25 protein-coding genes and 2 pseudogenes are annotated in these 23,928 nt (G+C 59.2%); 20 read left to right on the top strand and 7 right to left on the bottom strand.

Going from position 1 to position 23,928, the window contains the following annotated elements; genetic code table 11:
* Positions 1 to 155: 155 nt before the first annotated feature.
* From ACA044_RS06450 to ACA044_RS06465, 4 genes are all read left to right on the top strand, one after another.
* Positions 156 to 1,250 (top strand): serine hydrolase domain-containing protein, encoded by a 1,095-nt coding sequence (locus tag ACA044_RS06450; protein ID WP_497445625.1) that lies wholly within the window; start codon positions 156 to 158, stop codon positions 1,248 to 1,250.
* Entirely contained in the window at positions 1,247 to 1,573 is a 327-nt protein-coding gene (locus tag ACA044_RS06455; RefSeq protein WP_497445626.1) for an amidase, read from the top strand. The genes ACA044_RS06450 and ACA044_RS06455 overlap by 4 nt, the downstream gene beginning before the upstream one ends.
* 232 nt (positions 1,574 to 1,805) lie before the next feature.
* Entirely contained in the window at positions 1,806 to 2,396 is a 591-nt protein-coding gene (locus tag ACA044_RS06460) for a YceI family protein (protein ID WP_497445627.1), read from the top strand.
* Position 2,397: 1 nt separating this feature from the next.
* Positions 2,398 to 3,555, top strand: coding sequence for a phospholipase D-like domain-containing protein (locus tag ACA044_RS06465; RefSeq protein WP_497445628.1), 1,158 nt, complete (start codon positions 2,398 to 2,400; stop codon positions 3,553 to 3,555).
* A 142-nt stretch (positions 3,556 to 3,697) separates the two neighbouring features.
* Here ACA044_RS06465 and bglX read toward each other — a convergent pair whose 3' ends face one another.
* A complete protein-coding gene (gene bglX, locus ACA044_RS06470) occupies positions 3,698 to 5,989 on the bottom strand; it encodes a beta-glucosidase BglX (RefSeq protein WP_497445629.1) in 2,292 nt (763 codons plus the stop codon).
* 249 nt (positions 5,990 to 6,238) lie between these two features.
* Between bglX and ACA044_RS06475 the strand changes: the two genes are divergently transcribed.
* The 4 genes from ACA044_RS06475 (at position 6,239) to ACA044_RS06490 (ending at position 9,798) form a co-directional block, all read left to right on the top strand.
* Positions 6,239 to 6,850, top strand: coding sequence for a LemA family protein (locus ACA044_RS06475; RefSeq protein ID WP_497445630.1), 612 nt, complete (start codon positions 6,239 to 6,241; stop codon positions 6,848 to 6,850).
* A 43-nt stretch (positions 6,851 to 6,893) separates the two neighbouring features.
* Positions 6,894 to 7,649, top strand: a complete 756-nt coding sequence (locus ACA044_RS06480; protein WP_497445631.1) for a TPM domain-containing protein — start codon at positions 6,894 to 6,896, stop codon at positions 7,647 to 7,649.
* A 46-nt stretch (positions 7,650 to 7,695) separates the two neighbouring features.
* Positions 7,696 to 8,313, top strand: coding sequence for a TPM domain-containing protein (locus tag ACA044_RS06485; RefSeq protein WP_497445632.1), 618 nt, complete (start codon positions 7,696 to 7,698; stop codon positions 8,311 to 8,313).
* A 270-nt stretch (positions 8,314 to 8,583) separates the two neighbouring features.
* Positions 8,584 to 9,798 carry a class I SAM-dependent methyltransferase gene (locus tag ACA044_RS06490; RefSeq protein ID WP_497445633.1) on the top strand — a complete coding sequence of 405 codons (1,215 nt, stop codon included), beginning with the start codon at positions 8,584 to 8,586 and terminating at the stop codon, positions 9,796 to 9,798.
* Positions 9,799 to 9,904: 106 nt separating this feature from the next.
* On the opposite strand, the gene ACA044_RS06495 is transcribed toward ACA044_RS06490, so the two are convergent.
* Positions 9,905 to 10,795: a DMT family transporter gene (locus ACA044_RS06495; protein WP_497445634.1), complete on the bottom strand. Its 891-nt coding sequence runs from the start codon at positions 10,793 to 10,795 to the stop codon at positions 9,905 to 9,907.
* Between the two features lie 339 nt (positions 10,796 to 11,134).
* Here ACA044_RS06495 and ACA044_RS06500 point away from each other — a divergent pair, with 339 nt between their 5' ends.
* From ACA044_RS06500 to ACA044_RS06510, 3 genes are all read left to right on the top strand, one after another.
* Complete coding sequence (locus tag ACA044_RS06500; protein ID WP_497445635.1) at positions 11,135 to 11,716, top strand: DJ-1/PfpI family protein; 582 nt, start codon at positions 11,135 to 11,137, stop codon at positions 11,714 to 11,716.
* A 14-nt stretch (positions 11,717 to 11,730) separates the two neighbouring features.
* Complete coding sequence (locus tag ACA044_RS06505; protein WP_008025707.1) at positions 11,731 to 12,036, top strand: ribbon-helix-helix domain-containing protein; 306 nt, start codon at positions 11,731 to 11,733, stop codon at positions 12,034 to 12,036.
* Between the two features lie 182 nt (positions 12,037 to 12,218).
* Positions 12,219 to 12,563 carry a YegP family protein gene (locus ACA044_RS06510; RefSeq protein WP_497445636.1) on the top strand — a complete coding sequence of 115 codons (345 nt, stop codon included), beginning with the start codon at positions 12,219 to 12,221 and terminating at the stop codon, positions 12,561 to 12,563.
* 131 nt (positions 12,564 to 12,694) lie between these two features.
* On the opposite strand, the gene ACA044_RS06515 is transcribed toward ACA044_RS06510, so the two are convergent.
* Positions 12,695 to 13,714, bottom strand: a complete 1,020-nt coding sequence (locus tag ACA044_RS06515) for a DUF4917 family protein (RefSeq protein ID WP_497445637.1) — start codon at positions 13,712 to 13,714, stop codon at positions 12,695 to 12,697.
* 156 nt (positions 13,715 to 13,870) lie between these two features.
* Between ACA044_RS06515 and yiaY the strand changes: the two genes are divergently transcribed.
* On the top strand, positions 13,871 to 15,019 hold the full coding sequence (gene yiaY / locus ACA044_RS06520; RefSeq protein ID WP_497445638.1) for an L-threonine dehydrogenase: 1,149 nt from the start codon (positions 13,871 to 13,873) through the stop codon (positions 15,017 to 15,019).
* On the opposite strand, the gene ACA044_RS06525 is transcribed toward yiaY, so the two are convergent.
* Positions 14,980 to 16,182, bottom strand: a complete 1,203-nt coding sequence (locus ACA044_RS06525; protein WP_497445639.1) for a multidrug effflux MFS transporter — start codon at positions 16,180 to 16,182, stop codon at positions 14,980 to 14,982. The two genes, yiaY and ACA044_RS06525, sit on opposite strands and share 40 nt — an antisense overlap.
* 405 nt (positions 16,183 to 16,587) lie before the next feature.
* On the opposite strand from ACA044_RS06525, the gene ACA044_RS06530 reads away from it, so the two are divergent.
* The 6 genes and pseudogenes from ACA044_RS06530 to ACA044_RS06555 all read left to right on the top strand — a co-directional run bounded on the left by ACA044_RS06530 (position 16,588) and on the right by ACA044_RS06555 (position 20,768).
* The gene (locus ACA044_RS06530) at positions 16,588 to 17,535 is read left to right on the top strand and encodes an IS110 family RNA-guided transposase (RefSeq protein ID WP_497442862.1); all 948 of its coding nucleotides are present in this window, start codon (positions 16,588 to 16,590) and stop codon (positions 17,533 to 17,535) included.
* A gap of 204 nt (positions 17,536 to 17,739) precedes the next feature.
* Positions 17,740 to 18,156: a fosfomycin resistance glutathione transferase gene (gene fos, locus ACA044_RS06535; protein ID WP_497445640.1), complete on the top strand. Its 417-nt coding sequence runs from the start codon at positions 17,740 to 17,742 to the stop codon at positions 18,154 to 18,156.
* A gap of 26 nt (positions 18,157 to 18,182) precedes the next feature.
* A pseudogene (locus tag ACA044_RS06540) lies at positions 18,183 to 18,465 on the top strand (LysE family translocator); the annotation flags it as partial.
* Positions 18,466 to 18,568: 103 nt separating this feature from the next.
* Positions 18,569 to 19,918, top strand: coding sequence for a sensor domain-containing protein (locus tag ACA044_RS06545; RefSeq protein ID WP_497445641.1), 1,350 nt, complete (start codon positions 18,569 to 18,571; stop codon positions 19,916 to 19,918).
* Positions 19,919 to 20,032: 114 nt separating this feature from the next.
* Entirely contained in the window at positions 20,033 to 20,191 is a 159-nt protein-coding gene (locus ACA044_RS06550) for a stress protein (RefSeq protein WP_497445642.1), read from the top strand.
* A gap of 73 nt (positions 20,192 to 20,264) precedes the next feature.
* On the top strand, positions 20,265 to 20,768 hold the full coding sequence (locus ACA044_RS06555; protein WP_497445643.1) for a DUF4142 domain-containing protein: 504 nt from the start codon (positions 20,265 to 20,267) through the stop codon (positions 20,766 to 20,768).
* A gap of 54 nt (positions 20,769 to 20,822) precedes the next feature.
* On the opposite strand, the gene ACA044_RS06560 is transcribed toward ACA044_RS06555, so the two are convergent.
* Positions 20,823 to 21,233, bottom strand: coding sequence for a low affinity iron permease family protein (locus ACA044_RS06560; protein ID WP_497445644.1), 411 nt, complete (start codon positions 21,231 to 21,233; stop codon positions 20,823 to 20,825).
* Positions 21,234 to 21,280: 47 nt separating this feature from the next.
* Here ACA044_RS06560 and ACA044_RS06565 point away from each other — a divergent pair, with 47 nt between their 5' ends.
* Positions 21,281 to 21,577 carry a hypothetical protein gene (locus ACA044_RS06565; protein WP_497447342.1) on the top strand — a complete coding sequence of 99 codons (297 nt, stop codon included), beginning with the start codon at positions 21,281 to 21,283 and terminating at the stop codon, positions 21,575 to 21,577.
* A 384-nt stretch (positions 21,578 to 21,961) separates the two neighbouring features.
* On the opposite strand, the pseudogene ACA044_RS06570 reads toward ACA044_RS06565, so the two are convergent.
* Positions 21,962 to 22,183: pseudogene (locus ACA044_RS06570) on the bottom strand (AidA/PixA family protein); the annotation flags it as partial.
* 180 nt (positions 22,184 to 22,363) lie between these two features.
* Here ACA044_RS06570 and tam point away from each other — a divergent pair.
* Positions 22,364 to 23,134 carry a trans-aconitate 2-methyltransferase gene (tam, locus tag ACA044_RS06575; protein ID WP_497445645.1) on the top strand — a complete coding sequence of 257 codons (771 nt, stop codon included), beginning with the start codon at positions 22,364 to 22,366 and terminating at the stop codon, positions 23,132 to 23,134.
* Between the two features lie 256 nt (positions 23,135 to 23,390).
* Here tam and ACA044_RS06580 read toward each other — a convergent pair whose 3' ends face one another.
* The gene (locus ACA044_RS06580) at positions 23,391 to 23,738 is read right to left on the bottom strand and encodes a hypothetical protein (RefSeq protein WP_497445646.1); all 348 of its coding nucleotides are present in this window, start codon (positions 23,736 to 23,738) and stop codon (positions 23,391 to 23,393) included.
* Positions 23,739 to 23,928 lie beyond the last annotated feature (190 nt).

Raw genomic sequence — 23,928 nt, forward strand, 5'->3', positions numbered from 1 at the left:
TCGCGGGCAAGCCTCGCTCCTACAGGGATCGCATCCGGCACAAATCCTGTAGGAGCGAGGCTTGCCCGCGAAGGTGATCCCATTGGCGACGCAAATTCAAAAACTGTCATCAAGCTCGACTAGGCTCTGCAGGTTCATCCCTCCGAGCACCCCTCATGTTCAAAGGCTTGTCCCTGATTGTCATGCTGCTGCTCAGCCTCGCCGCCCACGCCGAAAACTGGCCGGCCGAGCAATGGTCGCCCGGCCCGAAAGTTACCGGCCCGGCACTTCAGGCCCTGGAGAGTTATGCCTTCCCGCCCCGCGAAGACACCACTCACCAAGGCATCCGCACCGATGCCTTGCTGGTGATCCGCGATGGCCAACTTGTCTACGAACGCTACGCTGCCCCGACCACTGCGCAAACGCCGCACCTGACCTGGTCCGTCAGTAAAAGCCTGATAGCCATGGTGCTCGGCGTGGCCTATGGCGAAGGGCTGTTCAAATTGCAGGACCCGGTGGTGCAGTTCTATCCACCGCTGGAAAAACATCCCGCCATGACCATGGCCGACCTGCTGCACTGGGCCTCGGGCCTGGACTGGCAGGAAGACTACGAATACGCCCCATTGAAGTCCTCGGTGGTGGCCATGCTTTACACCCGTGGTCACCGCGATATGGCCGCCTTCACCGCCGACCACGACGAGTACGCCAAACCCGGTCAGGCATTCCGCTACTCCAGCGGCGACAGCAACCTGCTGGCGGCAGCGCTTAAAACCATCGTCGGCCCGGCCCGTTATCCGGATTATCCGTGGACTGCGCTGTTCGAACCCTTGGGGATTCGCAGTGCGGTGTGGGAAGCGGATGCCACGGGCACATTTGTCGCATCGTCCTATGCCTACCTCACCGCCCGGGACCTGGCGCGGGTCGGTCTGTTGATGGCGCGCGATGGTCGTTGGCGTGAGCAGCAATTGCTGCCCAAGGACTGGGTCGACTTCAGCCGCGAGCCTTTCGCCCGCTATCAAGCCAACCAGGATGAAGCAGTGCCCGGCGGGCATTGGTGGCTCAATCGCGCAGTGGATGGCGCGACACAACCCTGGCCCGCCGCCCCCGTCGATACCTTCGCCGCGCTGGGCCATTGGGGTCAGGCGATGTACATGATTCCCAGCGAAAAGCTGGTGATCGTGCGCTACGGCGATGATCGCGACGGGAGTTATCGGCACAACCAATTGCTCAAACTCGCGCTCAAGGCGTTTGCCGCGAAGGTGCAGCCATGAGCCGCCGCTTTATTCGCCGTCGGCCGTTCAGCACGCTGTTGCTGGTGCTGCTGATTGCCTTGCTTGGCTGGGTCTGGCAGGAGCGTGTGGCGCTGTGGGCCTTCCCCGACATCATCAGCGCCTACACCGCCAAGGAATACTGCTCGTGTCGCTATGTGATGAACAATCCGGCCGAGTATTGCCGGGGCTATGTGAAGCAGTACTTGCCCACCAGCGGGTTCGTCGATGATGCCGCGAGCAAGCGTGTGATGGTCGGCGGCATGGGGCGCAGCAATAGCGCTGTTTGGGTTGGTGAACGCCAAGGCTGTCGCCTGCAACCCTGACAGTGGTCAGTTTTTTGTGGCGAGGGAGCTTGCTCCCGCCCGGCTGCGAAGCAGTCGTAATGCCAGCGGCCGAGGTCTGACTGGAAGAACTCATTGTCTGATTTTGGGAGCGCTTCGCACTCCAGCGGGAGCAAGCTCCCTCGCCACAAAGGTTGGGTTGGAGTAACAGAAAGTTTGCAACCTGCCTCAGGCCAGTTAAGGTTCGCTCAGGTTTATCTGCCCATGAGTCTCTATGTTCAACCGCTTTGTCTGCAAAACCCTCGCCTTCCTGCTGCTGGCCGGTGTAACTGTGTCGGCCCAGGCCAATTGGTATCTGGATGGCGAGTCCTCGCGGCTGTCGTTCATTAGCACTAAAAACGCCAACATCTCCGAAGTGCAGCGCTTTCTGGTGCTGCACGGCAAGGTCGATCCCAAAGGCCTGGCCGAGGTAGAAGTCGAGCTGGAGTCCGTCAACAGTGGCATACCGTTGCGCGACGAGCGCATGCGCAAGGAACTGTTCGAGATCCAGACGTTTCCCGAAGCGCTGATCACCACGCAAATCGATCTGCGGCCGATCAACGATTTGGCGCCGGGTGCGCAACTGGAGTTGCGCTTGCCGCTGACCGTCAACCTGCATGGCAAACAACACCAATACAACGCCGAACTGCTGGCGACCCGTCTCGATGACCGGCGCTTTCAAGTGGTGACCCTCGAACCTTTGGTGATCAGCGCTGAAGATTTCGACCTGGCCCCAGGCCTGGAAAGCTTGCGCAAGGTTGCCGGTTTGTCGGCCATCAGTTTGTCGGTGCCGGTGGGTGCGGTGCTGATTTTTACGGCGCGCTGAGATGCGTGGTGCAATTTTCCCGTGGCGCGAAGGCAACCGCTTTGAACTGCTGATCGACGGCCCGCAGTTCTTCCCGAGAATGCTGGTGGCGATTGCTCGCGCCGAAGAACAAGTCGAACTGGAACTGTACCTGGTGGAGGCGGGGGCCTGCGCCGAGGCCATGGTTCAGGCTCTGGTCCAGGCGGCCGAGCGCGGTGTGCGGGTACGTTGCCTGTTCGATGACTATGGCAGCCTGGCCTTCACCCTGGCCTTGCGTCAGCGCCTGACGGCCGCCGGTGTCGAGTTGCGTTTCTACAATCGCCTGAGCTGGCGACGCTGGGTGGGCAACTTCTATCGCGACCATCGCAAGCTGCTGCTGGTGGATCAATGCCTGGCGGTGGTCGGCGGCACCGGGGTGACCGATGAGTTTTGGGCACCGGGCGAAGACACCTGCGAATGGCACGAAGTGATGGTGGAAATCACCGGCCCCTTGGTCATCGACTGGCAGTTGCTGTTCGATCGCCAATGGATCGCCAACCGTTATCGCCGCGCCTGGAAACCCGCTTCGCACTTCGGTTTGCCGCGCCTGCCACGAGTACCGGCCATGGGCGAGGGCATGGGCCGGGTCGCCTATGCCGACGCCCGCCAGCACCGCGACATTCTGCAATCGCTGGTTCGCGCGCTGAACAGCGGCCAGCGGCGGATCTGGCTGGCCACACCGTACTTCCTGCCGACCTGGAAAGTCCGCCGCTCACTGCGTCGGGCGGCAGCTCGTGGCGTCGATGTGCGTCTGCTGCTGACCGGGCCGCGCACCGATCACCCGTCGGTGCGCTACGCCGGGCATCGCTACTACCCGCGCCTGCTCCGGGCAGGGGTGAAAATCTTCGAATACCAGCCGTGTTTCCTGCACCTGAAAATGGTGTTGATCGATGACTGGGTGAGTATCGGTTCGTGCAACTTCGATCACTGGAATCTGCGTTTCAATCTGGAAGCCAACCTCGAAGCTCTGGACCCCGGACTGACCCGGGCGGTGGCGGCGAGTTTCGAAAATGACTTTGCCCTGAGCCAGGAAGTCAGCCTCGAGGCATGGAAGCGCCGACCGTTGTGGCGGCGGGTCAAGCAGAGGGTGTGGGGATGGGTGGATCGGCTGGTGGTGAATCTGCTGGATAGGCGGGGCTGAACACAATTTCCGCAACACCCCAGAACCACTGTGGGAGCGAGCCTGCTCGCGATGAGGCCATAACATTCAGCATCTCTATTGAATGTTATGCCGCCATCGCGAGCAGGCTCGCTCCCACAGTTTTATTGCGGTGTGTCAGGGATTACAGCAACTCAAAACTCTGCTGCGTCACGTCCTGGGAATCCAGGCCGATCTGCACGTTGAACTTGCCCGGTTCCGAGGCGTATTTGAGCTGGGCGTTGTAGAACTTCAGGTCGTCCTCGGTGATGGTGAAGTGCACGACTTTCTGTTCGCCGGCCTTGAGCAGCACTTTCTGGAAGTTCTTCAATTCCTTGACCGGGCGGATCATCGAACCGGTCACGTCCTGGATGTACAACTGCACCACGGTTTCGCCGTCACGCTTGCCGGTGTTCTTCAGCACGACGCTGGCGTCGAGCTTGCCGGTCTTGTTCAGTGTGGTCGACGACAAGGCCATGTCGGTCAGGCTGAACTGGGTGTAGCTCAAGCCGAAGCCGAACGGGAACAGCGGCCCGGTGGTGTCCTCGAAATATTGCGAGGTGTAGTTGCCCGGTTTGCCCGGGGTGAACGGCCGGCCAATGCTCAGGTGGTTGTAGTAGGTCGGAATCTGACCCACCGAGCGCGGGACGCTGATCGGCAGTTTGCCCGACGGGTTGTAGTCGCCGAACAGCACGTCAGCGATGGCGTTACCGCCTTCGGTGCCGCTGAACCAGGTTTCCAGAATCGCGTCAGCCTGCTCGTTCTCTTCGAGAATCGACAACGGACGACCGTTCATCAATACCAGCACCAGCGGTTTGCCAGTGGCTTTCAAAGCCTTGATCAGCTCGCGCTGGGCGGCCGGGATGTTCAAGTCGGTGCGGCTTGACGATTCGTGGGACATGCCACGGGATTCGCCCACCGCTGCCACCACCACATCGGCCTGTTGCGCGGCTTTCACCGCTTCATCGATCAACGCATTGGCCGAACGCGGATCATCCACCACTTCCGGCGCATCGAAGTTGAGGAAGTTCAGGTAATCGAGGATTTTCTTGTCGCTGGTGATGTTCGCGCCACGGGCGTAGATCAGCGTCGACTGCGCGCCAAGCGCACTGGTCATGCCGTCGAACAGGGTCACCGATTGCTCGGGACGGCCAGCGGCGGCCCAGCTGCCCATCATGTCGATCGGCGCCTTGGCCAGTGGACCGACCAAAGCGATTTTCGCGGTTTTCTTCAGCGGCAGCGTGTCGCCCTGGTTCTTCAGCAACACCAGGCTGCGGCGCGCCACATCACGGGCCTCGGCGCGGTGCAAGCGGCTTTCGGCGTAGGTGTCGGCCGGGTCATCCTCGGCCTTGCCGATGCGCAGGTACGGGTCTTTGAACAGGCCCATGTCGTACTTGGCGGCGAGCACTTCACGTACGGCGTTGTCGATATCTTTCTGTTCGATCTCACCGGCCTTCAACAGCCCTGGCAATTCCTTGCCATAGAGGGTGTCGTTCATGCTCATGTCGATGCCGGCCTTGATCGCCAGCTTCGCGGCTTCGCGACCGTCAGCGGCAACGCCGTGCTTGATCAGCTCGAAAATTGCCCCGTGATCGCTGACCGCCAGCCCCTTGAAGCCCCATTCCTTGCGCAACAGGTCGTTCATCAGCCAGGTGTTGGCGGTGGCCGGCACGCCGTTGATCGAGTTCAGCGCAACCATCACCCCGCCGGCACCGGCGTCGATGGCGGCGCGGTACGGCGGCAGGTAATCCTGGTACATCTTGACCGGGCTCATGTCGACGACGTTGTAGTCGCGACCGCCCTCGACCGCGCCGTACAAGGCGAAATGCTTGACGCTGGCCATGATGCTGTCGGCCGCGTTCGCGCCGGTGCCCTGGAAGGCCTTGACCATCACGCCGGCGATCCGCGAAACCAGGTAGGTGTCTTCACCGAAGCCTTCGGAAGTGCGGCCCCAGCGTGGGTCGCGGGAGATGTCGACCATCGGTGCGAAGGTGATGTCGAGGCTGTCAGCCGCCGCTTCCTGGGCGGCGATGCGCCCGGAGCGACCAATGGCGTCCATGTCCCAGCTCGAGGCCAGGGCCAGCGGAATCGGGAAAATGGTGCGGTGGCCGTGGATCACGTCATAGGCGAAGAACATCGGGATCTGCAACCGGCTGCGCATGGCCGCGTCCTGCATCGGACGGTTTTCCGCGCGGGTGATCGAGTTGAAGGTGCCGCCGATATTGCCAGCGGCGATCTCCTTGCGGATCATTTCCCGAGGCATTTCCGGACCGATGCTGATCAAGCGCAACTGGCCGATCTTCTCATCGAGGGTCATTTGCTTCATCAGGTGGCTGATGAAGGCGTCCTTGTTCTCTATAGGTGCGGGCGTCGTGGCGGCCAATACGGTATGACTGACCAGGCTGACGAACAGGCCCAGCAAACACAGCTTCTTCATGAATGGTTTTCTCTAAAGCCTAAACGACAGCGGATACGCGCCGGTCAGCCAAAATTTAGGGAGCGACTATTGTTGTTCGAGCATTTGTTGTTCGGGCATTGTTCAGAAAAATGCAGCACACTTCTCAACAGTTTTTTACGCTGGGCATCTTTTAGCCCATTGGCTCGCTGCAATCCAGTAGCGGTGCAGATTATGCCCCAAGAGCTCGCAGGTTGTTTCATCAACGGAATGTGCCAGGGAGTCAACCAGATGAATGTACGACACCACTATCGGTCGAGCCTGCAGGTTGCAGCCTTGATGTTGCTGACCACGCTGCTGGCCGGCTGCGGCATCAACACCATCCCGACCCTCGACGAACAGGCCAAGGCTGCCTGGGGCCAGGTGCAGAACCAGTACCAGCGCCGCGCCGACTTGATCCCCAACCTGGTGGAAACCGTCAAGGGTTATGCCAGGCACGAACAGGAAACCCTGACCGCCGTGATCGAAGCCCGGGCCAGGGCGACGTCGATTCAGGTGGATGCCAGCACGCTGGACAATCCGGAAAAGCTCAAACAGTACCAGCAGGCGCAGGATCAACTGACCGGCGCGCTGAGCCGGTTGATGGTGGTGTCCGAGCGCTACCCGGACCTCAAGGCCAACCAGAACTTCCTGGCCCTGCAATCGCAACTTGAAGGCACCGAGAACCGCATCGCCGTGGCGCGTCGCGACTTCATCCTGGCGGTGCAGAAATACAATACCGAGCTTCGCACCTTCCCCGGTCGCCTGTGGCACACCGTGATGTACAGCGATTTGCCGATCCGCGAAACCTTCGAGGCTACCAGCCCCGGTGCCGAGAAAGCGCCTGAAGTGAAGTTCCAGTAAGCGCCGGAAACGGTTCGAAGCGCCACCAAGGATGAGGTTGCCAATGCGCATGTTGAAAGTGGGCCTGGTGCTGTTGTTCTGGGTGTTTACCCTGACGGCCCAGGCCGAGTTGAAGTTCCCGGAACTGACCGGGCGGGTGGTGGACAACGCCGGGATGATCGAGCCTGCGGTGCGCGAGCAACTGACGCAACAGCTCAACGCCCATGAAAAAACCACCGGCGAGCAGTTGGTGGTGGTTACGTTGACGGATTTGCAGGGCACCGACATCGCGGATTTCGGTTATCAACTGGGACGCTACTGGGGGATCGGCCAGAAGGACAAGAACAACGGCGCGCTGCTGATCGTCGCGCGTGAGGAGCGCAAATTGCGTATAGAAGTCGGTTACGGCCTGGAAGAGCGCCTGACCGATGCGCAGAGTTCGGTGATCATTCATCAGGTGATCACTCCCGCGTTCAAGGCCGGCAACTTCAGTAAAGGTATCAGCGATGGCGTTGCGGCGATGCTGGTGGTGTTGGGGGGCAATCCGCTGGACGAGCCGTCGACGGTGTATGAGTCGTCTGGCGATCAGGAAGGGGACTTTGTCTCGCGGCATCCGGGGCTTTTCGTGTTACTGGTGATGCTGTTCATCCTGACGATCTTCGTCGGCCAGATGTTCGGTATTCTGCCAAGCGCAGGTGGGGGCGGCCGGGGCAGCTCGGGAGGCGGTTTCGGCGGTGGAGGTTTTGGCGGCGGTGGAGGCGGGGGCTTCAGCGGCGGCGGGGGCAGTTTCGGGGGCGGCGGTTCGTCGGGCGGCTGGTGATGACACTGCAGGTAAAAACAACAATAGCGAGCAGGCATTCATAAACATGGCATTACTCACTGAACACGAACAACGCAAAGTCGCCGAGGCGATTGCCCGGGTCGAGCGCGACACCGACGCCGAACTGGTGACGGTACTTGCGGCCCGCGCCGACGATTACGCGTACATCCCGCTGCTCTGGGCCAGCCTGCTGGCGCTGGTGGTGCCGGGTATCGTGCATTACCTGACGGGCTGGCTGACCATGCACAGTCTGTTGCTGGTGCAATGGCTCAGTTTCATCGTGTTGTGCCTGGTGTTCCGGATTCCGAAAGTCACCACGCGCCTGATCCCGCGCTCGGTCCGTCACTGGCGCGCGTCGAACCTGGCGCGTCGGCAGTTCCTGGAGCAAAACCTGCACCACACCGTGGGCAGCACCGGCATGCTGATTTTCGTCTGCGAGGCCGAGCGCTATGTAGAGATTTTGGTGGATGAAGGGATTTCCAAACGGCTGGACAACAAGAACTGGGACGCGATTGTGGGGGCGTTTACCCAGCAAGTGAAACAGGGGCAGACGTTGCAGGGCTTTGTGACGTGCATCGAGGCATGCGGCGAGTTGCTCAAGGTGCATGTGCCGGTGACCCATGTGCGCAATGAATTGCCGAATCGGTTGGTGGTGTTGAGCTGATTTCACCCTCTGGAATTGACATAGCTCTCTGTGGCGAGGGGGCTTGCCCCCGTTGGGCTGCGCAGCGGCCCCTGTCCGGTTTCTTCAGTTAGACCGAGTTCTCTGGTTTTACGACTGCTTCGCAGCCGAACGGGGGCAAGCCCCCTCGCCACAGGACTCGCTAGCCTCAGGATTCGCACCGTTCGGCAAATAACTGCGTGTCCCGAACGGCCATCCCCCCTAAAATACCCGCCATTCCCTGATTCGCACCGCCCGAGGCCGTTTTTTCCCATGTCTGTCACCACCACTCCCGCCAGCCTCGCGCCGGATCATCACGCCCAGTTCATCGACCTGCTGCAAACCAGCCTCGATCAGAACGCCTTCATCAAACTGGTGCTGGCCAAGTACGTCGGTGCTGAAGTGGATTTGCAGCGGCTGATCATCAAGCAGCTGACGGTCAAGGATCAGCCGTGCCTGTCCTTCGTCTATCGCTACAAGACCCGCGACATCACCAAGAACCTGCCGATTGCCGAAGGCGTGGCGACCATTGCGGCGCTGTTGCCGGCGTCGTTCAAGAATGCGCATTTACTGTCATTGACCGACGAAGCCCAGCTCGAATACAGCAAAAAGGGCAAATCTTCGCTGTTCAAGAGCAAACCTCAGCAATTGCGCGAAGTACCGTCCGCCGAGCATAACCGCGAGAAAAACCGCTTCCTTGAGCTGAGCCGGCCGTTTCTCAAAGACCTGGGCGTGACCAACGCGCAGCATGAACTGATCCCGGCGATGTCGCGCAAGTGGAAACAGATCAACAAGTTCATCGAAGTCTTCAGCCATGCGCTGACCTCGTCACCGTTGGCGCTGGACAAGCCTGTTCGAGTGGCGGATTTCGGATCGGGCAAGGGCTACCTGACGTTCGCGATCCACGACTACCTGCGCAACACCTTGAAGGCCGAGGGCGAGGTGACTGGCGTCGAGCTGCGTGAAGACATGGTCAGCCTGTGCAACAGCGCGGCGGCGAAGCTGGAGCATCCGGGGCTGGTGTTCAAATGCGGTGATGTGCGTAGCGTGGCGCCGAGCGAGCTGGACGTAATGATCGCGCTGCATGCCTGCGACATCGCCACTGACTATGCGATTCACACCGGCATTCGTTCCGGCGCGTCGATCATCATGTGCTCGCCGTGCTGCCATAAACAGATTCGCCTGCAAATCCAGAGCCCGGCGCTGCTCAAGCCGATGCTGCAATATGGCCTGCACCTGGGCCAGCAGGCGGAAATGGTCACTGACAGTTTGCGTGCATTGTTTCTGGAAGCCTGCGGCTATGAGACCAAGGTCTTTGAGTTCATCTCACTGGACCACACCAACAAGAACAAAATGATTTTGGCGGTCAAACGCGCCGAGCCGGTGGACCCGGCTCAGCTGCTGGTGAAGATTCAGGAACTGAAAGACTTCTACCACATCAGCGAGCATTGCCTGGAAACCCTGCTGCGGGCTGACGGCTATCTCTAACCGCTGCTGTGGGATATGACGGCCGCCGCTAATTCTGTAGGAGCGAGGCTTGCCGGCGAAGGCGATTGAGAGGGCGCCTTCGCCGGCAAGCCTGGCTCCTACAGGGTTAGACCGTGGCAACACGCGCGGGTTGTACTGCCGTCTTACGCCCCAACATCACCGTCACGATCACCCCGGCCGCAAACAGCCAGGTAATCGGCTCGACGTGCTCGCCGAAGAACAACGCCGAAAACGCGATCGTGAAGAAGATCTGCAGCAATTGGATCTGGCTGACCCGGGCGATGCCGCCCATGGCCAGCCCGGCATACCAGGCAAAGAACCCGATGAACTGGGAAAACAGCGAGACATAACCGAAGGCCCACCAGGTCCGGGCCGAAATCTCGCCCTGATGTTGCAGCGCCAGGTACAGCACCGGCCCGATCAGCAGCGGTGTCGACAGCACCAACGCCCAACAGATCACCTGCCAGCCGCCCATCTCCCTGGCCAACCGTCCGCCTTCGGCATAACCCAAACCACCCACGGCAATGGCTCCGAGCATCAGCAAGTCACCGGCCTGAATGCTGCCGGCGCCGCTGATCAGCGCATAACCGAGCACCAACGCGCTGCCCAGCGCGGCGCAGGCCCAGAAGGCTTTCGACGGACGCTCATGGGACAGCCACGCCGCGTACAGCGCCACGCACAAGGGTTGCAGGCCATTGACCAGCGCACCGTGGGACGCCGGCAAGGTCTGCATGGCCCAGGCCGAGAGCACCGGAAAACCGAGGATCACCCCGGCGATCACCAACGTCAGGCCTTTGACCTGTTTCCAGGTGGGCCATTTCTCCCGGCGCCACAGCAACAGCAACGCCGCTGGCACCGCCGCGAACAGCGCACGACCGAGGCCGTTGAGCAGCGGATGAAGTTCCTGCACGACGATCCGTGTGAAGGGCAGGGTAAGACTGAAGATAACGACGCCGAGCAGGCCCAGGGCCATGCCGGTGTTTTCGCGCGAGGACATGATGGCAACCAGAATCGAGGGTGGCGGGAAGAGTCTTCATCTAGCCATAAACCGCGCGGGCTGCGGTGTTACAGCTAGGCGCAGAGTTATCCGTACAGTTGGGGGTAATGCCTGTGGCGAGGGGGCTTGCCCCCGTTCGGCTGCGCAGCAGTCGCAACACCAGAGAACACGGTCTGACTGAATAGACCGGATCAGGGTCGCTTCGCGACCCAACGGGGGCAAGCCCCCTCGCCACAAAAACCATTGTGTTCGTAGTAGTCGGTTATTACCTGCCATGCCGATTAAGGACTACCTTGAATACTCCTGCAGGCCCACGTATTTCCCAGAGGAGTCCTCCCCATGGCTGCTAAAAAAATTCTGATGCTGGTCGGTGATTACGTCGAAGACTACGAAGTGATGGTGCCCTTCCAGGCGCTGCTGATGGTCGGCCACACGGTGCATGCCGTTTGCCCGGACAAAACCGCCGGCCAGACCGTGCGCACCGCGATCCATGACTTCGAAGGCGACCAGACCTACAGCGAAAAACCCGGTCATCTGTTTGCCCTGAACTTCGATTTTGCCAAAGTCGATGCGGCGGACTACGACGCGCTACTGGTGCCGGGCGGTCGTGCGCCGGAGTACCTGCGCCTGAACGAAAAAGTCCTGGAGCTGGTGCGCGCGTTCGACAAGGCCGGCAAACCGATCGCCGCCGTGTGTCACGGTGCGCAACTGTTGGCCGCTGCAGGCATTCTTGAAGGTCGCGAGTGCAGCGCCTACCCGGCGTGCGCTCCGGAAGTACGCTTGGCTGGCGGCACGTTCATCGATATCCCGGTGACGGAAGGTCATGTTCAAGGCAATCTGGCCACTGCACCGGCCTGGCCAGCGCACCCGAGCTGGCTGGCCGGTTTCCTCGGGTTGCTGGGCACCCAAATCACGCTGTAACGAGGGATCTGTTCATGTGCGAGCTCTACGTCAAGGCCGATCCGATTCTCTACGAATCGCGCTCTCGCTCGCTGCGCATCTGCGGGGTGGTGACCACCCTGCGGCTGGAGAATCAGTTCTGGGACATCCTCAGCGAAATCGCCGAGGTCGACGGCATGACCACCAATCAGTTGATCGCCAAGTTGTATGAAGAAGTGATGGATTACCGCGGCGAAGTGGTGAATTTCGCCTCGTTTTTGCGGGTCAGCTGTACGCGCTACCTGAGCCAGCGACGGGTGCAAGCCCCGGAGTTGTCGGTGGTGCGGGCGGTGGTGAAGTAGCGAGGTGTTGTGGTGATTTTGCCGGCCCCATCGCGAGCAGGCTCGCTCCCACAATGGATTGATGTACACAAAACCACTGTGGGAGCGAGCCTGCTCGCGATGGCGGCGGTATAGGCGACAGAAGCAGCAAGCTGGTCTTTACTCTGAAGCGCGAAACCTCTTAATCGCCAAGGAGAAGAAGCATGTCTGGATGGTACGAAGTGAGCAAAACCAGCCATGGTCAGTTCAAGTTTGTGTTGAAAGCGGCCAACGCCGAAACCATTCTGACCAGTGAGCTGTACACCACGCGCGGCGCGGCCGATAGCGGTATCGCCTCGGTTCAGGCCAACAGCCCGCTGGACGAACGCTACGAGAAAAAAACCACCAAGGACGGTCATCCTTACTTCAACCTGAAGGCTGCCAACCATCAGGTCATCGGCAGCAGCGAATCCTACTCATCCGATGCCGCGAGGGATAAAGGCATCGCCAGCGTCAAGGCCAACGGCCCGACCACGGTGATCAAGGACAAGACCTTGCCGGTGCTCTGATCACAACATTCAAGTCCACACTGATCCCTGTGGGAGCGAGCCTGCTCGCGATAGCTATTTACATAGGCATTGATGTCGCCTGACACACCGCTATCGCGAGCAGGCTCGCTCCCACAGGTTATGCGTTTGCTTCAGACCTCGACTGGAACGGTCAGCTTCGGACTACCAAGCGCATGCGTCTTCGAATCAAAAAACCGCAACGCCACGCCCGTCCCCTCAAACACCTTCGCGTAATGCCGCTTCTGATGCTGGATGAACGCCTTGCTGCGCGGATAAATCGAGATCGCCACGGTCTTCGGCTTCGCCTGGCGCAACGCATGAACGATGTGACTGTCCTGCTCGCCAAGAGCATGCCCGAAGATGCACAACCCGTCGCCATGGCCCAGTAACTGGTCGTAGCAGAACGACAGGTAATCCGAGCTGCGAATGGTCTTGAGCTTGTCTTGAACCGGGCCTTCGTTGACGAACAGCGGCACGTCATCGAGGGTCTTGATCGTATTGTTGATCGCGAAACTGCCCAGCAATGTGCCCTCGGTCGACATCAGTTTGCGCGCCGTGCCGTCCTGATTGCGCACCAGATGCAGACCGCCGTGCAGGTATAGCAGCCGGGTTTTGTCTGTTGCGGTGATGCTCAGATCAAAACGCGGCTCGGTACCCTGAAACAGATCGCAAATGACATCTGGCCGATGCTGGATCGCCCAGTAGTTGAGCAAGTCGTAGTTGGTGGTGAACACCGTCCGATAGCTACCCAGTTCCTGATTGATTGTCACCAGCGTCGAAGCCTTCACCAAGCGCCACGGGATGTGCACCGCATGCACCGTGTTGATCAGCGCTTCCTTGATCGCGTAATAGCGATTGCGCGGTGCGGCGGAGCTGACGGCCAATGCCTTGTTCACGCGACTGGTGGTTTTCAGCGCACTGAGAACCTGCTCGAAACTACGCGTCTGCATCGCGTCGAACACGCTCAGTTCGGATTGGCTCAGAGGCTTTTCTTCGACGGTGCGAGCGTTTTCGAACAACGAGTCGTAGCCGAAGTCGTCCCACACTGCGCGGCTGGCGCCGTTACCTACCAGCAATCCGTCGAACGAGGCGGTGGCGCACAAGACGTTCCAGTCTTCAAGTTGGGCATCAACATCCTGGAAATCGGTCATTGCGATCAAAGTCTCAAAGCAAAAGGTCTGATGGACGGCGACTTTATCACGACCCGGACTTGAGCCAGATCAAGTTACCGCACGACGAATGGGTCGATCCTGTGCGCCCCCGCCAAATCGGTGCTGCCGATTCGGGTTCAGCCAGGAGATACGCTCATGAGTAGTACGTTTTTCATCCCCGCCGTGAACATCATGGGCTCCGGTTGCCTCGACGAAGCCATGGACACCATTCGCAAGTATGGTTTTCGCAAGGCGCTGATCGTCACCGACGTCGGGCTGGCCGAGGCTGGCGTGGCGAAGATGATTGCCGACAAACTGGCGCTGCAGGACATCGACTCCGTGATCTTCGACGGCGCCAAGGCGAATCCGAGCATCGCCAACGTCGAGCGTGGCCTGGGCCTGCTCAAGGAAAGTCGCTGTGATTTCGTGGTGTCTTTGGGCGGCGGCTCGCCTCACGACTGCGCCAAGGGCATTGCCCTGTGCGCGACCAACGGCGGGCAGATCCGCGATTACGAAGGCGTTGATCAATCCAGCAAGCCGCAACTGCCACTGATCGCGATCAACACCACCGCCGGAACTGCCAGCGAAATGACCCGTTTTTGTATCATCACCGACGAATCCCGTCACGTGAAAATGGCCATCGTCGATCGCAATGTTACGCCGCTGCTGTCAGTCAACGATCCGGCGCTGATGGTCGCGATGCCCAAAGGGCTGACTGCCGCCACCGGCATGGACGCATTGACCCACGCCATCGAAGCCTACGTCTCCACGGCGGCCAACCCGATTACCGATGCCTGTGCGCTGAAAGCCATCACGTTGATCACCAATAACCTGCGCCTGGCCGTACGGGACGGCAGTGACATGATCGCGCGGGAAAACATGGCTTACGCACAGTTCCTCGCCGGCATGGCGTTCAACAATGCATCCCTGGGTTATGTCCATGCCATGGCTCACCAGTTGGGCGGGTTCTACGACTTGCCCCATGGTGTGTGCAACGCGGTGCTGCTGCCTCACGTACAAAGTTTCAACGCGCTGACCTGCGCCGACCGCCTGACCGATGTTGCTCATGCAATGGGTGCCGACATTCGCGGGTTCAGCCCGGAAGAGGGCGCTCAGGCAGCGATCGCGGCCATTCGCAGCCTGGCCAAGGACGTGGACATTCCCGCTGGTTTGCGTGAACTCGGTGCCAGGCTCAACGACATCCCGGTGCTTGCCGGCAATGCCCTGAAAGACGCCTGCGGACTGACCAATCCACGGCCGGCGGATCAGCGGCAGATCGAGGAGATTTTCCGCAACGCGTTCTGAGCGGTTTGACGGCCGGGCGCGGGCACTGCGCAAAGCAGCGCGCCCAAGGCCAGCAAGGTACATAACAGCGACAGCGGCCATGCCTGCTGGCTGGCTATCAGGCTGGCGATACCGCCGATTACGGCGGCCAACAGTTGGTGAATGAAACCGCTCAACGCCATCGCGTAAGCACCGCCGACCGGCGAACCGTCATTGGCCAGGGACAGGCTGATCGGGTAATTCAGCGACTGGCCAAACACTGCAAAACAATAGGGCAACCAGAACAGCAGCGCTATTGAAGTGCCAGCGATGCTACCCAGCAACATCACTGCGCTGCCGGCCAGTATCAGTCCAACGCCCGCCGTCATCAGTCGGCGCTGACCCGTGCGCAGCACAAAGCGATTGACCGCCACGGCCCCGAGAAAATAGGCCGCGCTGATTGGCCAGCCCAACAACCCGTATTCCACTGCCGACCAGTTGAAGGCGCCTTGCAGAATCAGCGGTGCCGCCGTGTTGAACGCGACGATCACCCCGTACCCCAGACCACCGGCGAGGGCCGGCAGCAGGAAGACCCGATGCCGCAGAATGTACCAGTAGCTCGTCCAGGCGGATGACGGTGTGTTCTCTTCTGCCAGCACCGGGAACCTGACCCGCGCCACCACCACTACCATCAACAGGCTCACACCACCCAACAAGTAGAAAATCGCCGACCAGCCCAGCACCAGCAGGATGATCGACCCCAAGTATTGGCCGATACCCAGCGCCACCACAAAGGAAATCGATATCCAGGACAACGCCTTGGCCAGCAGATCGCCGCGAAAACTGTCGCGGATCAGCACCCGGGTCATGACCGAGATTCCGCTGGCGCCAATACCCTGAATCAGTCGAAAAATCAGGAACGACTCGAGCGTCTGGCCCAGGGGCAGGGCCAGGTTGCCCACCCCGTAGATGCATAGTGCTGCGAGCAACACCGGTTTGCGGCCAATGCGCTGACCCAGGCTGCCCCAGAACAGCATCGGCAGCGCCATGCCGATCAGATACACCGCCAACCCCCATGAAACCTGCGAGGCATCGGCGGACAGATCCCGGGCAATGTCCGGCAGCGCCGACAGATAAATGCTCATGCCCAATTGAGCGAGAAAAACCGTGCAGCAGGTGATGAGAAGGGTGGTGCTGCTCTTCATTTGATCTTCCCTGAGTTTCAGCTGCCGATGTCCCGGTCGTATTGTTCGGTTCGTATGAGGCTGACAAAGAGGCGAATCTTAACCTGAAGTTTGTCCTGCAACGCGGCGAGTTCCATGGGCAATGTCTGGTTTATTAGCAGTTGCGCGGTCAGGCCTGAGGTTTTCACTGCCAGGGCCGGCCTCTTCGCGAGCAAGCCCGCTTGTATGGTAGGACTTGAAGGGAGGAGGAGGGACAAAGCCCGATTCTGACTGTTGACGCAGTACAGATCCGTGGGAGATTTCGCCCCTCCTCCTTTCACCCAAGCGCCGATAAAGAATGCATCTGGCTAGACCGACGATAGGAACAAGCCTGCGCCTCTGGGTGAGCCCTTCAAGTGCTCAAAACCATATCCCGGAGGAAATTTAATGGCAATGCTGGTTTCTGTCTCAAAGCCGATCGTAGGCGTGGATGTTGCCAAGAATGAACTGGTGATCTATCACGCCGAACTTGACCTGCTTGAAACGATTCCCAACAACAAGGCAGCCATCAAGAAGTGGTTGAAGGCCTTGTCGGGGACTGTCGCTATTGCCATTGAATCGACCAATATCTATCACCTGGAGTTCGCCGATCTGGCCTATGAGGCCGGCTGCGTGATTTACATGGTGGGTGGCTACGAACTCAGCCATTACCGCAAAGGGGTGAATGTCCGCGCCAAAACCGACGCGCTGGATGCCAGGCTACTCGCTCGCTATCTGAAGAACGAGGGTGATGATCTTCATCCTTGGACCCCGCCATCACCGCTGTACCGCCAGCTCTTGAGCCTTTTTCGTCGTCGCGCAGCCTTGGTTCAGGCTCGAGTCGGCCTGGTGCAAAGCTGGGCGAATGAGCCGCTGCTGAAGGCGGCTTTTGCCGAGCAAGTGAAATCGATGCAGCAGCTTGAGACGCTGGTCGAGAAGACGATTAACGATCATCTGAAAGAAGCCGGTTTGCTCGGCCAGTTGAAGCGTTGCCTGAAAGTTGAAGGCATCGGATTTCTGACCGGGGCTCGCTTGCTCACGGCGTTTCAGCGGGGCGACTTCAGAAACGCAGATGCCTTTATTGCCTTTCTGGGAATGGATTTACGGGTGTCGAAGTCGGGACAAAAAGACGGTCGCCGGAGCTTGACCAAGCGAGGTGACCCGGAAGCTCGCCGGCTTCTGCACAACGCGGCCATGTCGGCCAGTCGTACGCCAGCCTGGAAAGGCTTTTACGAAGAGCAAAGAGCTCGAGGCTTCAGCACCACTCAGGCGCTGGTGATACTGGCTCGCAAGCTTGCTCGGATCGTATTCGCTCTACTGAAAGGACAGAGCGAATACCAACCCAAAGCCGGTTGAGGGGCTTCCCCTCAACCATAGAATCTCCCACAAGGGATTTGTGTCTAACCGTGTCCAACTTTGGAGCTCGATCAAGTGTGGGAGCGGGCTTGCTCGCGAAGACTGACTCACAGCCAACAATGCACCAGCGGTTCTACGCTCAAGGGTGTTTAAGTTGTACGCTCCATTCGGAACCTGCCAGAGAGACACAAGGTTACTAAACCCATGCTAACCGGCCTCAACCACCTGACTCTCGCCGTCACCGACCTGAACCGCAGCGTGCCGTTCTATCGCGACTTGCTGCAATTTCAGCTTGAAGCCACTTGGGACACCGGCGCCTATCTCTCGCTACCGGGTCTGTGGTTGTGCCTTTCTCTCGATCCGCTACGCGAATCCGCGTCCGCCGCCGACTACACCCATTACGCCTTCAGCATCAGCGCTGCGGGCTTTCCGTTGTTTGTCGAACGCCTGCGATCGGCCAACGTGCGGGAATGGCGGGACAACCGCAGCGAAGGCGCGTCGTTCTATTTTCTCGACCCGGACGGGCACAAGCTTGAGGCGCACGTCGGGGATCTGGCGTCGCGACTGGCGGCTTGTCGGCAACGGCCGTATGCGGGGATGAAGTTCTTCGACGATCAGTGAGTCGATGCCGGGGGGCTGAGATAGACTTGCGCCGCCCCAAGGCTTATCCGGTGGCGGTGGCTACCTTTACTGCGCTGCTGTCCAGCCGTGCAGGGTTGCTGCATTGGTCGATGCTGCCGTGGTTGATCGTCTTGAGCTTCGTCGGCGGCCTTATGGCCTACGCTATTCTCATAGGCGTTGTTGGCGCGCGTCAGGTGCGCACGTTATATCAGCGTCATGAACTGCTGATCACCCGGTTGTGCGGGGTAATGTTCATCGGTTAATGCCCTGGTGCATGCGCTGCCGGGGCTGATGACGAACAAGGCTTGAGGCTGATCGCAAGGAGGCGTCGGCAGCACAGTCATCGCTCGGGCGTATGACCGGTCAGGGAGGGTTACTCAATGTTGGATTGTCCGGACACGCGCTCTGCACCATGGCAACCAGAAATTCCGCCCCACTGGCGAGCTACATCGACCTCTTGCTGGACGCCGTCTGTGCGGTCGATAAACAAGGTCGCTTCGTATTTGTCAGCGCGGCCTGCGAGCGCATTTTCGGTTACACCCCGGACGAGTTGATCGGCCTGCCGATGATCGATCTGGTACATCCTGCCGACCGCCAGCGCACTCTCGACGCCGCGCGGGAGATCATGGGGGGCGAGCCCAAGCTCGACTTTGAAAATCGTTACCTGCGCAAGGATGGTCGGGTGGCGCACATTCTCTGGTCGGCGCGCTGGTCGGAAGTTGACCAGTTGCGCATCGCCGTCGCTCACGACATCACCGAGCGCAAGCAGGCCGAGTCCCGGCAAGCGGCCCTGTATGCGATCTCCGAAGCGGCCCACGCGGCGGAAGATTTGCTGGCGCTGTTCAAACGCATCCATTCGATCATCGGCGAATGGCTGCCCGCGTTGAATTTCTCCGTGGCGCTGTATGACGAGCGCTGTGCGCAGCTGAATTTTCCCTATCACGTCGACGACCGTGAACCGCAACCCGAGCAGCCCGGGACTGTTACCGGGCGTTTGTGCGCTGAAGTGATTCGCAGCGGCCTGCCAATCCTGCTGACCCCGGATCAGGACAATCCGCCGGCGGGCTTTGCGGCGCTGGTCGCGGGCCAGGATTCGCCCTGCTGGTTGGGCGTGCCATTGAGTTCGCAGAAGGGCACCATTGGCGCGCTGATCGTCAAAAGCATGCCCGGCGGCGAACGCTACACCGAACAAGACAAGGAGTTGCTGCAGTATGTTTGCGCCCAGGTCGCGACCGCGATCGAGCGCAAGCAATTGCATGCCCGGCTCCAGCGCATGGCTCAGTACGACCAACTGACTCAGTTGCCCAATCGCGAATTGCTGCGCGAACGCCTCAAAGCCTCGCTGGCGCTCGCCCGAGCAGATTTTGGCCGGATGGCGTTGCTCTACGTCGACCTCGACCGCTTCAAGCAAGTCAACGACACCCACGGTCATGCGGTCGGCGACATGCTGCTGCAAGCGGTCGCCAATCGTCTAAAGGGCTGCGTGCGCGAAACCGACACGGTGGCGCGCATCGGCGGCGATGAATTTGTCGTGTTGTTGCACGGTATCCACGCCGCGGAAGACGCTGAAAGTGTGGCGGAAAAAATCCGTCAGGTGCTGGTTCAGCCCCTGCGTCTGGACGGGCACAACCTGAGCATCCAGCCGAGCATCGGCGTTGCGCGATACCCCGAGCATGGCACCGAAGAAGAACAGCTGTTCAGGCATGCCGATGAGGCGATGTACACCGCCAAGCGCCAGCATCACCTGCGTCCCGGGGCCTGAAAGTCCGGCACCGTTCGTCGCGGCGTTGCGAGGATTTCTAAACCTTTTTGGGCGTGGAAATTCATATCCTATGCGGGCGACTGCTCGCTGATCATCACCAAGAGGATGAGAACCATGCCTACTTCAAAAAATCCAAACCCTGGGAACCTCACCAACGATCGAACGAAGGCGTCTGAAGCCGGTCGCAAAGGTGGGAAAACTACCACTACGACCGTTGAAAAAGACCCTGCGAAAGGCAGTATGGACCGCAAAGGTGGTCAGAAATCTCGGTAATAGGTGAAGGTGGTTTAATTAATAGACGGGGGCGCAAGCTCCCGTTTGAATTTTCAAGAAGGAGGGCGCGCTCATGAACCGGATGGCCACCCGTTTACGCAATGCCAGTTTTGTCACGCTGCTGGGGCTAAGTGCCAGCAGTGCCTTTGCCCAGTCACCCGCCGAATTCATCAACGAAGCGTCAGCCAAAGGCATGGCCGACATCGAAGCAAGTCGCCTGGCGCATCAGAAAACCGAATCCAAAGAGGTGAAGGATTACACCATCGTGGTGATCAACGATCGCACCACCGCCAACCAGCATTTGGCGAAAATTGCCAAGCAACTCGATTTGCCGGTTGCGCCACGCGAAGAGGTGGTCGACAAGGCCAAAGCCTTGATGCCAGAGGTGAAAGATGATGCTTCTTTCGATCAGGCGTACGCCGCCAGTCAGGTGAAAACCACCCAAGAGGCCATCGAGCAGCTTCAACAACAAGCGCAGACCACGGATGTGCCGCAAATCAAAGCGTTTGCCGAAGAAACCCTGCCCAAACTGCAAAACCATCTGCAAATGGCCAGGGCGCTGCAAGCCAGTCGCTAGTAGCCTGCGGCGCGGGTGACTCCGCCGAGTCACCCGCAGGGCATGGATCAGCGATCAGCATTGATTCAAATCCTGTTTCTTTGTTTCCTGGACGACGGTGCCGTCCAGGGAAATCGTTTCCCCCTCGCCGAGGTTGCGATATTTCTTTCTCAATGCCTCCAACTGATTGAGGTCCAGCGATTCGAGTCCCAGCATCGCGTTCTGCGCATCCTTGGTCACCCGCAATAACTCATCGATCTTCAGGTGCAAAATGTCCGTGTCGCGGTTCTGAGTGTTCTGGATCAGGAACACCATCAGGAAGGTGATGATGGTGGTCGAGGTGTTGATGATCAGTTGCCAGGTATCGTTGAAATGAAAAATCGGTCCGCTCAGGCCCCACAGGAAAATCAGAATGATCGCCCCCATAAATGTCCGTGGCTGGCCGGTCCACAGGGAGAGTTTCTGTGCAATTTTCGCGAATTTCATTGCCGTATTCCTCATAGGGATGCGCCTGATTTTCAGACAGCACGGGCATGATGAAAATTCTGCTGAGAAATTGCCTGTCGGATGAAAAAAAACGCTGGTCCGCCCCTAGTCGATGTTCATCGCCCGGGGCTCAGAAAGTCGCAACCATTTCCATCATCGTGGGTCACTACTTCAAGCCCATGAAACCGGAGAACAGCATGAACCTCACCCGCATGTTTTGCCTTTCCTGTTGCCTGCTCGCGTTGCAAGGCTGCTTCGACAACTCGGATAACGAGACCAAAGACAATACTGATGGCACCAAGTCTTCGGTGCAGATGCAGGAGAAGGGGGCGGATAAGCAGTGAATGACTGGCCTGTGAGTTGATCGTTCGCGCTCTTCATAGGAATGTGGCCTATGCCTTTTACGATTATTCGGATCACTTGAAGAAGACTGTTGGATATTACGACTAGCCCGTTGAATAAGCGGCATCAAGAGAACCGGCCCTTGAGGCTAATGCCAGTCAGTTAAGCCGTACTACAATCTGTAGCAGCTGGCGAAGCCTGCGTTCGTCTGCGTAGCCGTCGTGAATCCGGCTAACGCGGTCTGCCTGGCGCACCGTGATCTCTGGTGTTACGACTGCTTCGCAGCCGAACGCAGCCTTCGGCAGGTGCTACAAAGAGTGCGTTGCGGCTGAGATAACTTAACTGACTGGCATTGCCCCTGAGGCCGGTTTTTTGTGCCTATCTATTTACGCCGACAGCGTCACCTCAGTTTTCCAGCTGAAGTATCCCACCGCTTCACAGCTCTGGTTGACCAGCATGAAACTCAGTTCGCAGACTGTCACGCCCGTGCTCAGTTGCGAACACTCCCAGTAATGATCATCGGCGCTATGGCTGCCCGGCTGGGTCGGGTTGGCGGGGTCGGGCGCGCAGACTGTCTGGTCGCCGTGGACGATCAGGTTGGGCGGTGATTGTCGGTCGACGAACGGTCCTTTCTGTTATGGCTTCCAATGATTTGGCGATAAAAAAAGATTCATTCAGATCCCCAATGCCCTCCAAAAGTCGGGATAGGGCAGAGCACTCCGCTCGATGTATCGTAGCGAACTGGTTGTCTGCCTCTGGCTACAACAACGCACCGACAGGAGAGCGATATGAGTTGGTCCGCCAAACAATACGTAGCTTTTGAAGATGAGCGCACACGCCCGGCGCGTGACTTGCTGGCCGCCATCCCCGCGGTGCACGTCCAATCGGCAATCGACATCGGCTGCGGACCCGGTAATTCCACCGAGTTGCTGGTGCAGCGCTTTCCCAATGCCGCGGTGCGCGGGTTGGACAGTTCACCCGATATGATCGAGGTCGCCCGCAAGCGCTTGCCTCACGTACGTTTCGACACTGCTGACATTGATACCTGGAACGAGACCGGCCTGTTCGACGTGATTTTCGCCAATGCGGTATTGCAGTGGCTGCCCGATCACGCCCGGTTGTTGCCGTCATTGACGGTCAAACTCGCGCCCGGCGGCAGCCTGGCGATTCAAATGCCCGACAACCTCAACGAACCGTCGCACAGGTTGATGCGCGAGATCGCAGCAAACGGCCCTTGGGCTGACAAACTGGCAAGGGCTGCTGGCCAACGAACCGAAATGGAGGATGCTGGCGGCTACTACTCGATGCTGCGTGCCCACTGCACCCGGGTCGATGTATGGCGCACCACTTACTATCATCCGCTCGCGGACGGCGCATCGGGCGTGGTCGAGTGGTTCAAGGGCAGCGGTTTGCGGCCTTTTCTTGAGCCGCTGGATGAAGCGGAGCAGGCGCAGTACCTCAAACAGTATCAGGCGGCAATCGAGCGGGCCTATCCGGCGCTGAGCGACGGTTCGGTGCTGCTGCCGTTTCCACGGTTGTTTATGGTGGCGACGCGTTGACGAACAAAGGGACACGTTTGTCCCTTTGATTTACCCAGATATTCAGGCCATCAGCCCTGCTGCAAATGACATCGATATCGCGCAAACCATGTGTGGAGCGGGCTTGCTCGCGAAGACGGCGGCACAGTCAACATTGATGTTGACTGACACATCGCCTTCGCGAGCAAGCCCGCTCCCACAGGTTTCGTTCCTTAACTGACAGGCATTAGCCACTTCGGACCGGTTCTTGTGTTCCTCGAGAATCACGCCGTAGCGTCTACAGCAACTGATCAATCAAAACCGCGTTGGTATAGATCAGGCTGCCATCGCTCGCTCGATGCCCTACCAAATGGAATTGACCGCGCTCGTAATCGCGCTCTTTATGTATATAGACGCGCATTTGGCAATCGGACAAGGGGCCGTATCCCTCAGGCAAGATCAAATTCATTGTGTCCATGTCGACATCGACCATGGCTTCGGGCTCATGGGTCTTCTGTAGACGTTCTTCAGCTTGCTCCAGACGCAGATGGAGGGGGCCGTCGACGTAAAAATGGATCTCACCGACCGGGATGGACTTCTGGTCGGGGCTGGGCTTGCACCAGCCTTCGATCGTCAGGTTACTCATGACGAAACCTCCGTCGTGGATTGCTGGACTCGGTGGCGCTTGTCTCTTCTCAATGCCATCACTTATCTGACTACTACGCATAGGCAGGGTTCGTCTTTTGACGCCGCTTTTGGCCGACCTCTGCCGTCCGTAATCTGAAATTGAGTATAGCTGGCAACCGGATCTCGCTTGCCTGCCTTCCTCCCTTGCT

The organism is Pseudomonas sp. LBUM1673, assembly GCF_059695645.1.

Excerpts from the sequence above, each read along its gene's own strand:
- ACA044_RS06450 (WP_497445625.1), top strand. The coding sequence starts at position 156 with ATGTTCAAAGGCTTGTCCCTGATTGTCATGCTGCTGCTCAGCCTCGCC.
- ACA044_RS06455 (WP_497445626.1), top strand. The coding sequence starts at position 1,247 with ATGAGCCGCCGCTTTATTCGCCGTCGGCCGTTCAGCACGCTGTTGCTG.
- ACA044_RS06460 (WP_497445627.1), top strand. The coding sequence starts at position 1,806 with ATGTTCAACCGCTTTGTCTGCAAAACCCTCGCCTTCCTGCTGCTGGCC.
- ACA044_RS06465 (WP_497445628.1), top strand. The coding sequence starts at position 2,398 with ATGCGTGGTGCAATTTTCCCGTGGCGCGAAGGCAACCGCTTTGAACTG.
- bglX (WP_497445629.1), bottom strand. The coding sequence starts at position 5,989 with ATGAAGAAGCTGTGTTTGCTGGGCCTGTTCGTCAGCCTGGTCAGTCAT.
- ACA044_RS06475 (WP_497445630.1), top strand. The coding sequence starts at position 6,239 with ATGAATGTACGACACCACTATCGGTCGAGCCTGCAGGTTGCAGCCTTG.
- ACA044_RS06480 (WP_497445631.1), top strand. The coding sequence starts at position 6,894 with ATGCGCATGTTGAAAGTGGGCCTGGTGCTGTTGTTCTGGGTGTTTACC.
- ACA044_RS06485 (WP_497445632.1), top strand. The coding sequence starts at position 7,696 with ATGGCATTACTCACTGAACACGAACAACGCAAAGTCGCCGAGGCGATT.
- ACA044_RS06490 (WP_497445633.1), top strand. The coding sequence starts at position 8,584 with ATGTCTGTCACCACCACTCCCGCCAGCCTCGCGCCGGATCATCACGCC.
- ACA044_RS06495 (WP_497445634.1), bottom strand. The coding sequence starts at position 10,795 with ATGTCCTCGCGCGAAAACACCGGCATGGCCCTGGGCCTGCTCGGCGTC.
- ACA044_RS06500 (WP_497445635.1), top strand. The coding sequence starts at position 11,135 with ATGGCTGCTAAAAAAATTCTGATGCTGGTCGGTGATTACGTCGAAGAC.
- ACA044_RS06505 (WP_008025707.1), top strand. The coding sequence starts at position 11,731 with ATGTGCGAGCTCTACGTCAAGGCCGATCCGATTCTCTACGAATCGCGC.
- ACA044_RS06510 (WP_497445636.1), top strand. The coding sequence starts at position 12,219 with ATGTCTGGATGGTACGAAGTGAGCAAAACCAGCCATGGTCAGTTCAAG.
- ACA044_RS06515 (WP_497445637.1), bottom strand. The coding sequence starts at position 13,714 with ATGACCGATTTCCAGGATGTTGATGCCCAACTTGAAGACTGGAACGTC.
- yiaY (WP_497445638.1), top strand. The coding sequence starts at position 13,871 with ATGAGTAGTACGTTTTTCATCCCCGCCGTGAACATCATGGGCTCCGGT.
- ACA044_RS06525 (WP_497445639.1), bottom strand. The coding sequence starts at position 16,182 with ATGAAGAGCAGCACCACCCTTCTCATCACCTGCTGCACGGTTTTTCTC.
- ACA044_RS06530 (WP_497442862.1), top strand. The coding sequence starts at position 16,588 with ATGGCAATGCTGGTTTCTGTCTCAAAGCCGATCGTAGGCGTGGATGTT.
- fos (WP_497445640.1), top strand. The coding sequence starts at position 17,740 with ATGCTAACCGGCCTCAACCACCTGACTCTCGCCGTCACCGACCTGAAC.
- ACA044_RS06545 (WP_497445641.1), top strand. The coding sequence starts at position 18,569 with ATGGCAACCAGAAATTCCGCCCCACTGGCGAGCTACATCGACCTCTTG.
- ACA044_RS06550 (WP_497445642.1), top strand. The coding sequence starts at position 20,033 with ATGCCTACTTCAAAAAATCCAAACCCTGGGAACCTCACCAACGATCGA.
- ACA044_RS06555 (WP_497445643.1), top strand. The coding sequence starts at position 20,265 with ATGAACCGGATGGCCACCCGTTTACGCAATGCCAGTTTTGTCACGCTG.
- ACA044_RS06560 (WP_497445644.1), bottom strand. The coding sequence starts at position 21,233 with ATGAAATTCGCGAAAATTGCACAGAAACTCTCCCTGTGGACCGGCCAG.
- ACA044_RS06565 (WP_497447342.1), top strand. The coding sequence starts at position 21,281 with ATGATGAAAATTCTGCTGAGAAATTGCCTGTCGGATGAAAAAAAACGC.
- tam (WP_497445645.1), top strand. The coding sequence starts at position 22,364 with ATGAGTTGGTCCGCCAAACAATACGTAGCTTTTGAAGATGAGCGCACA.
- ACA044_RS06580 (WP_497445646.1), bottom strand. The coding sequence starts at position 23,738 with ATGAGTAACCTGACGATCGAAGGCTGGTGCAAGCCCAGCCCCGACCAG.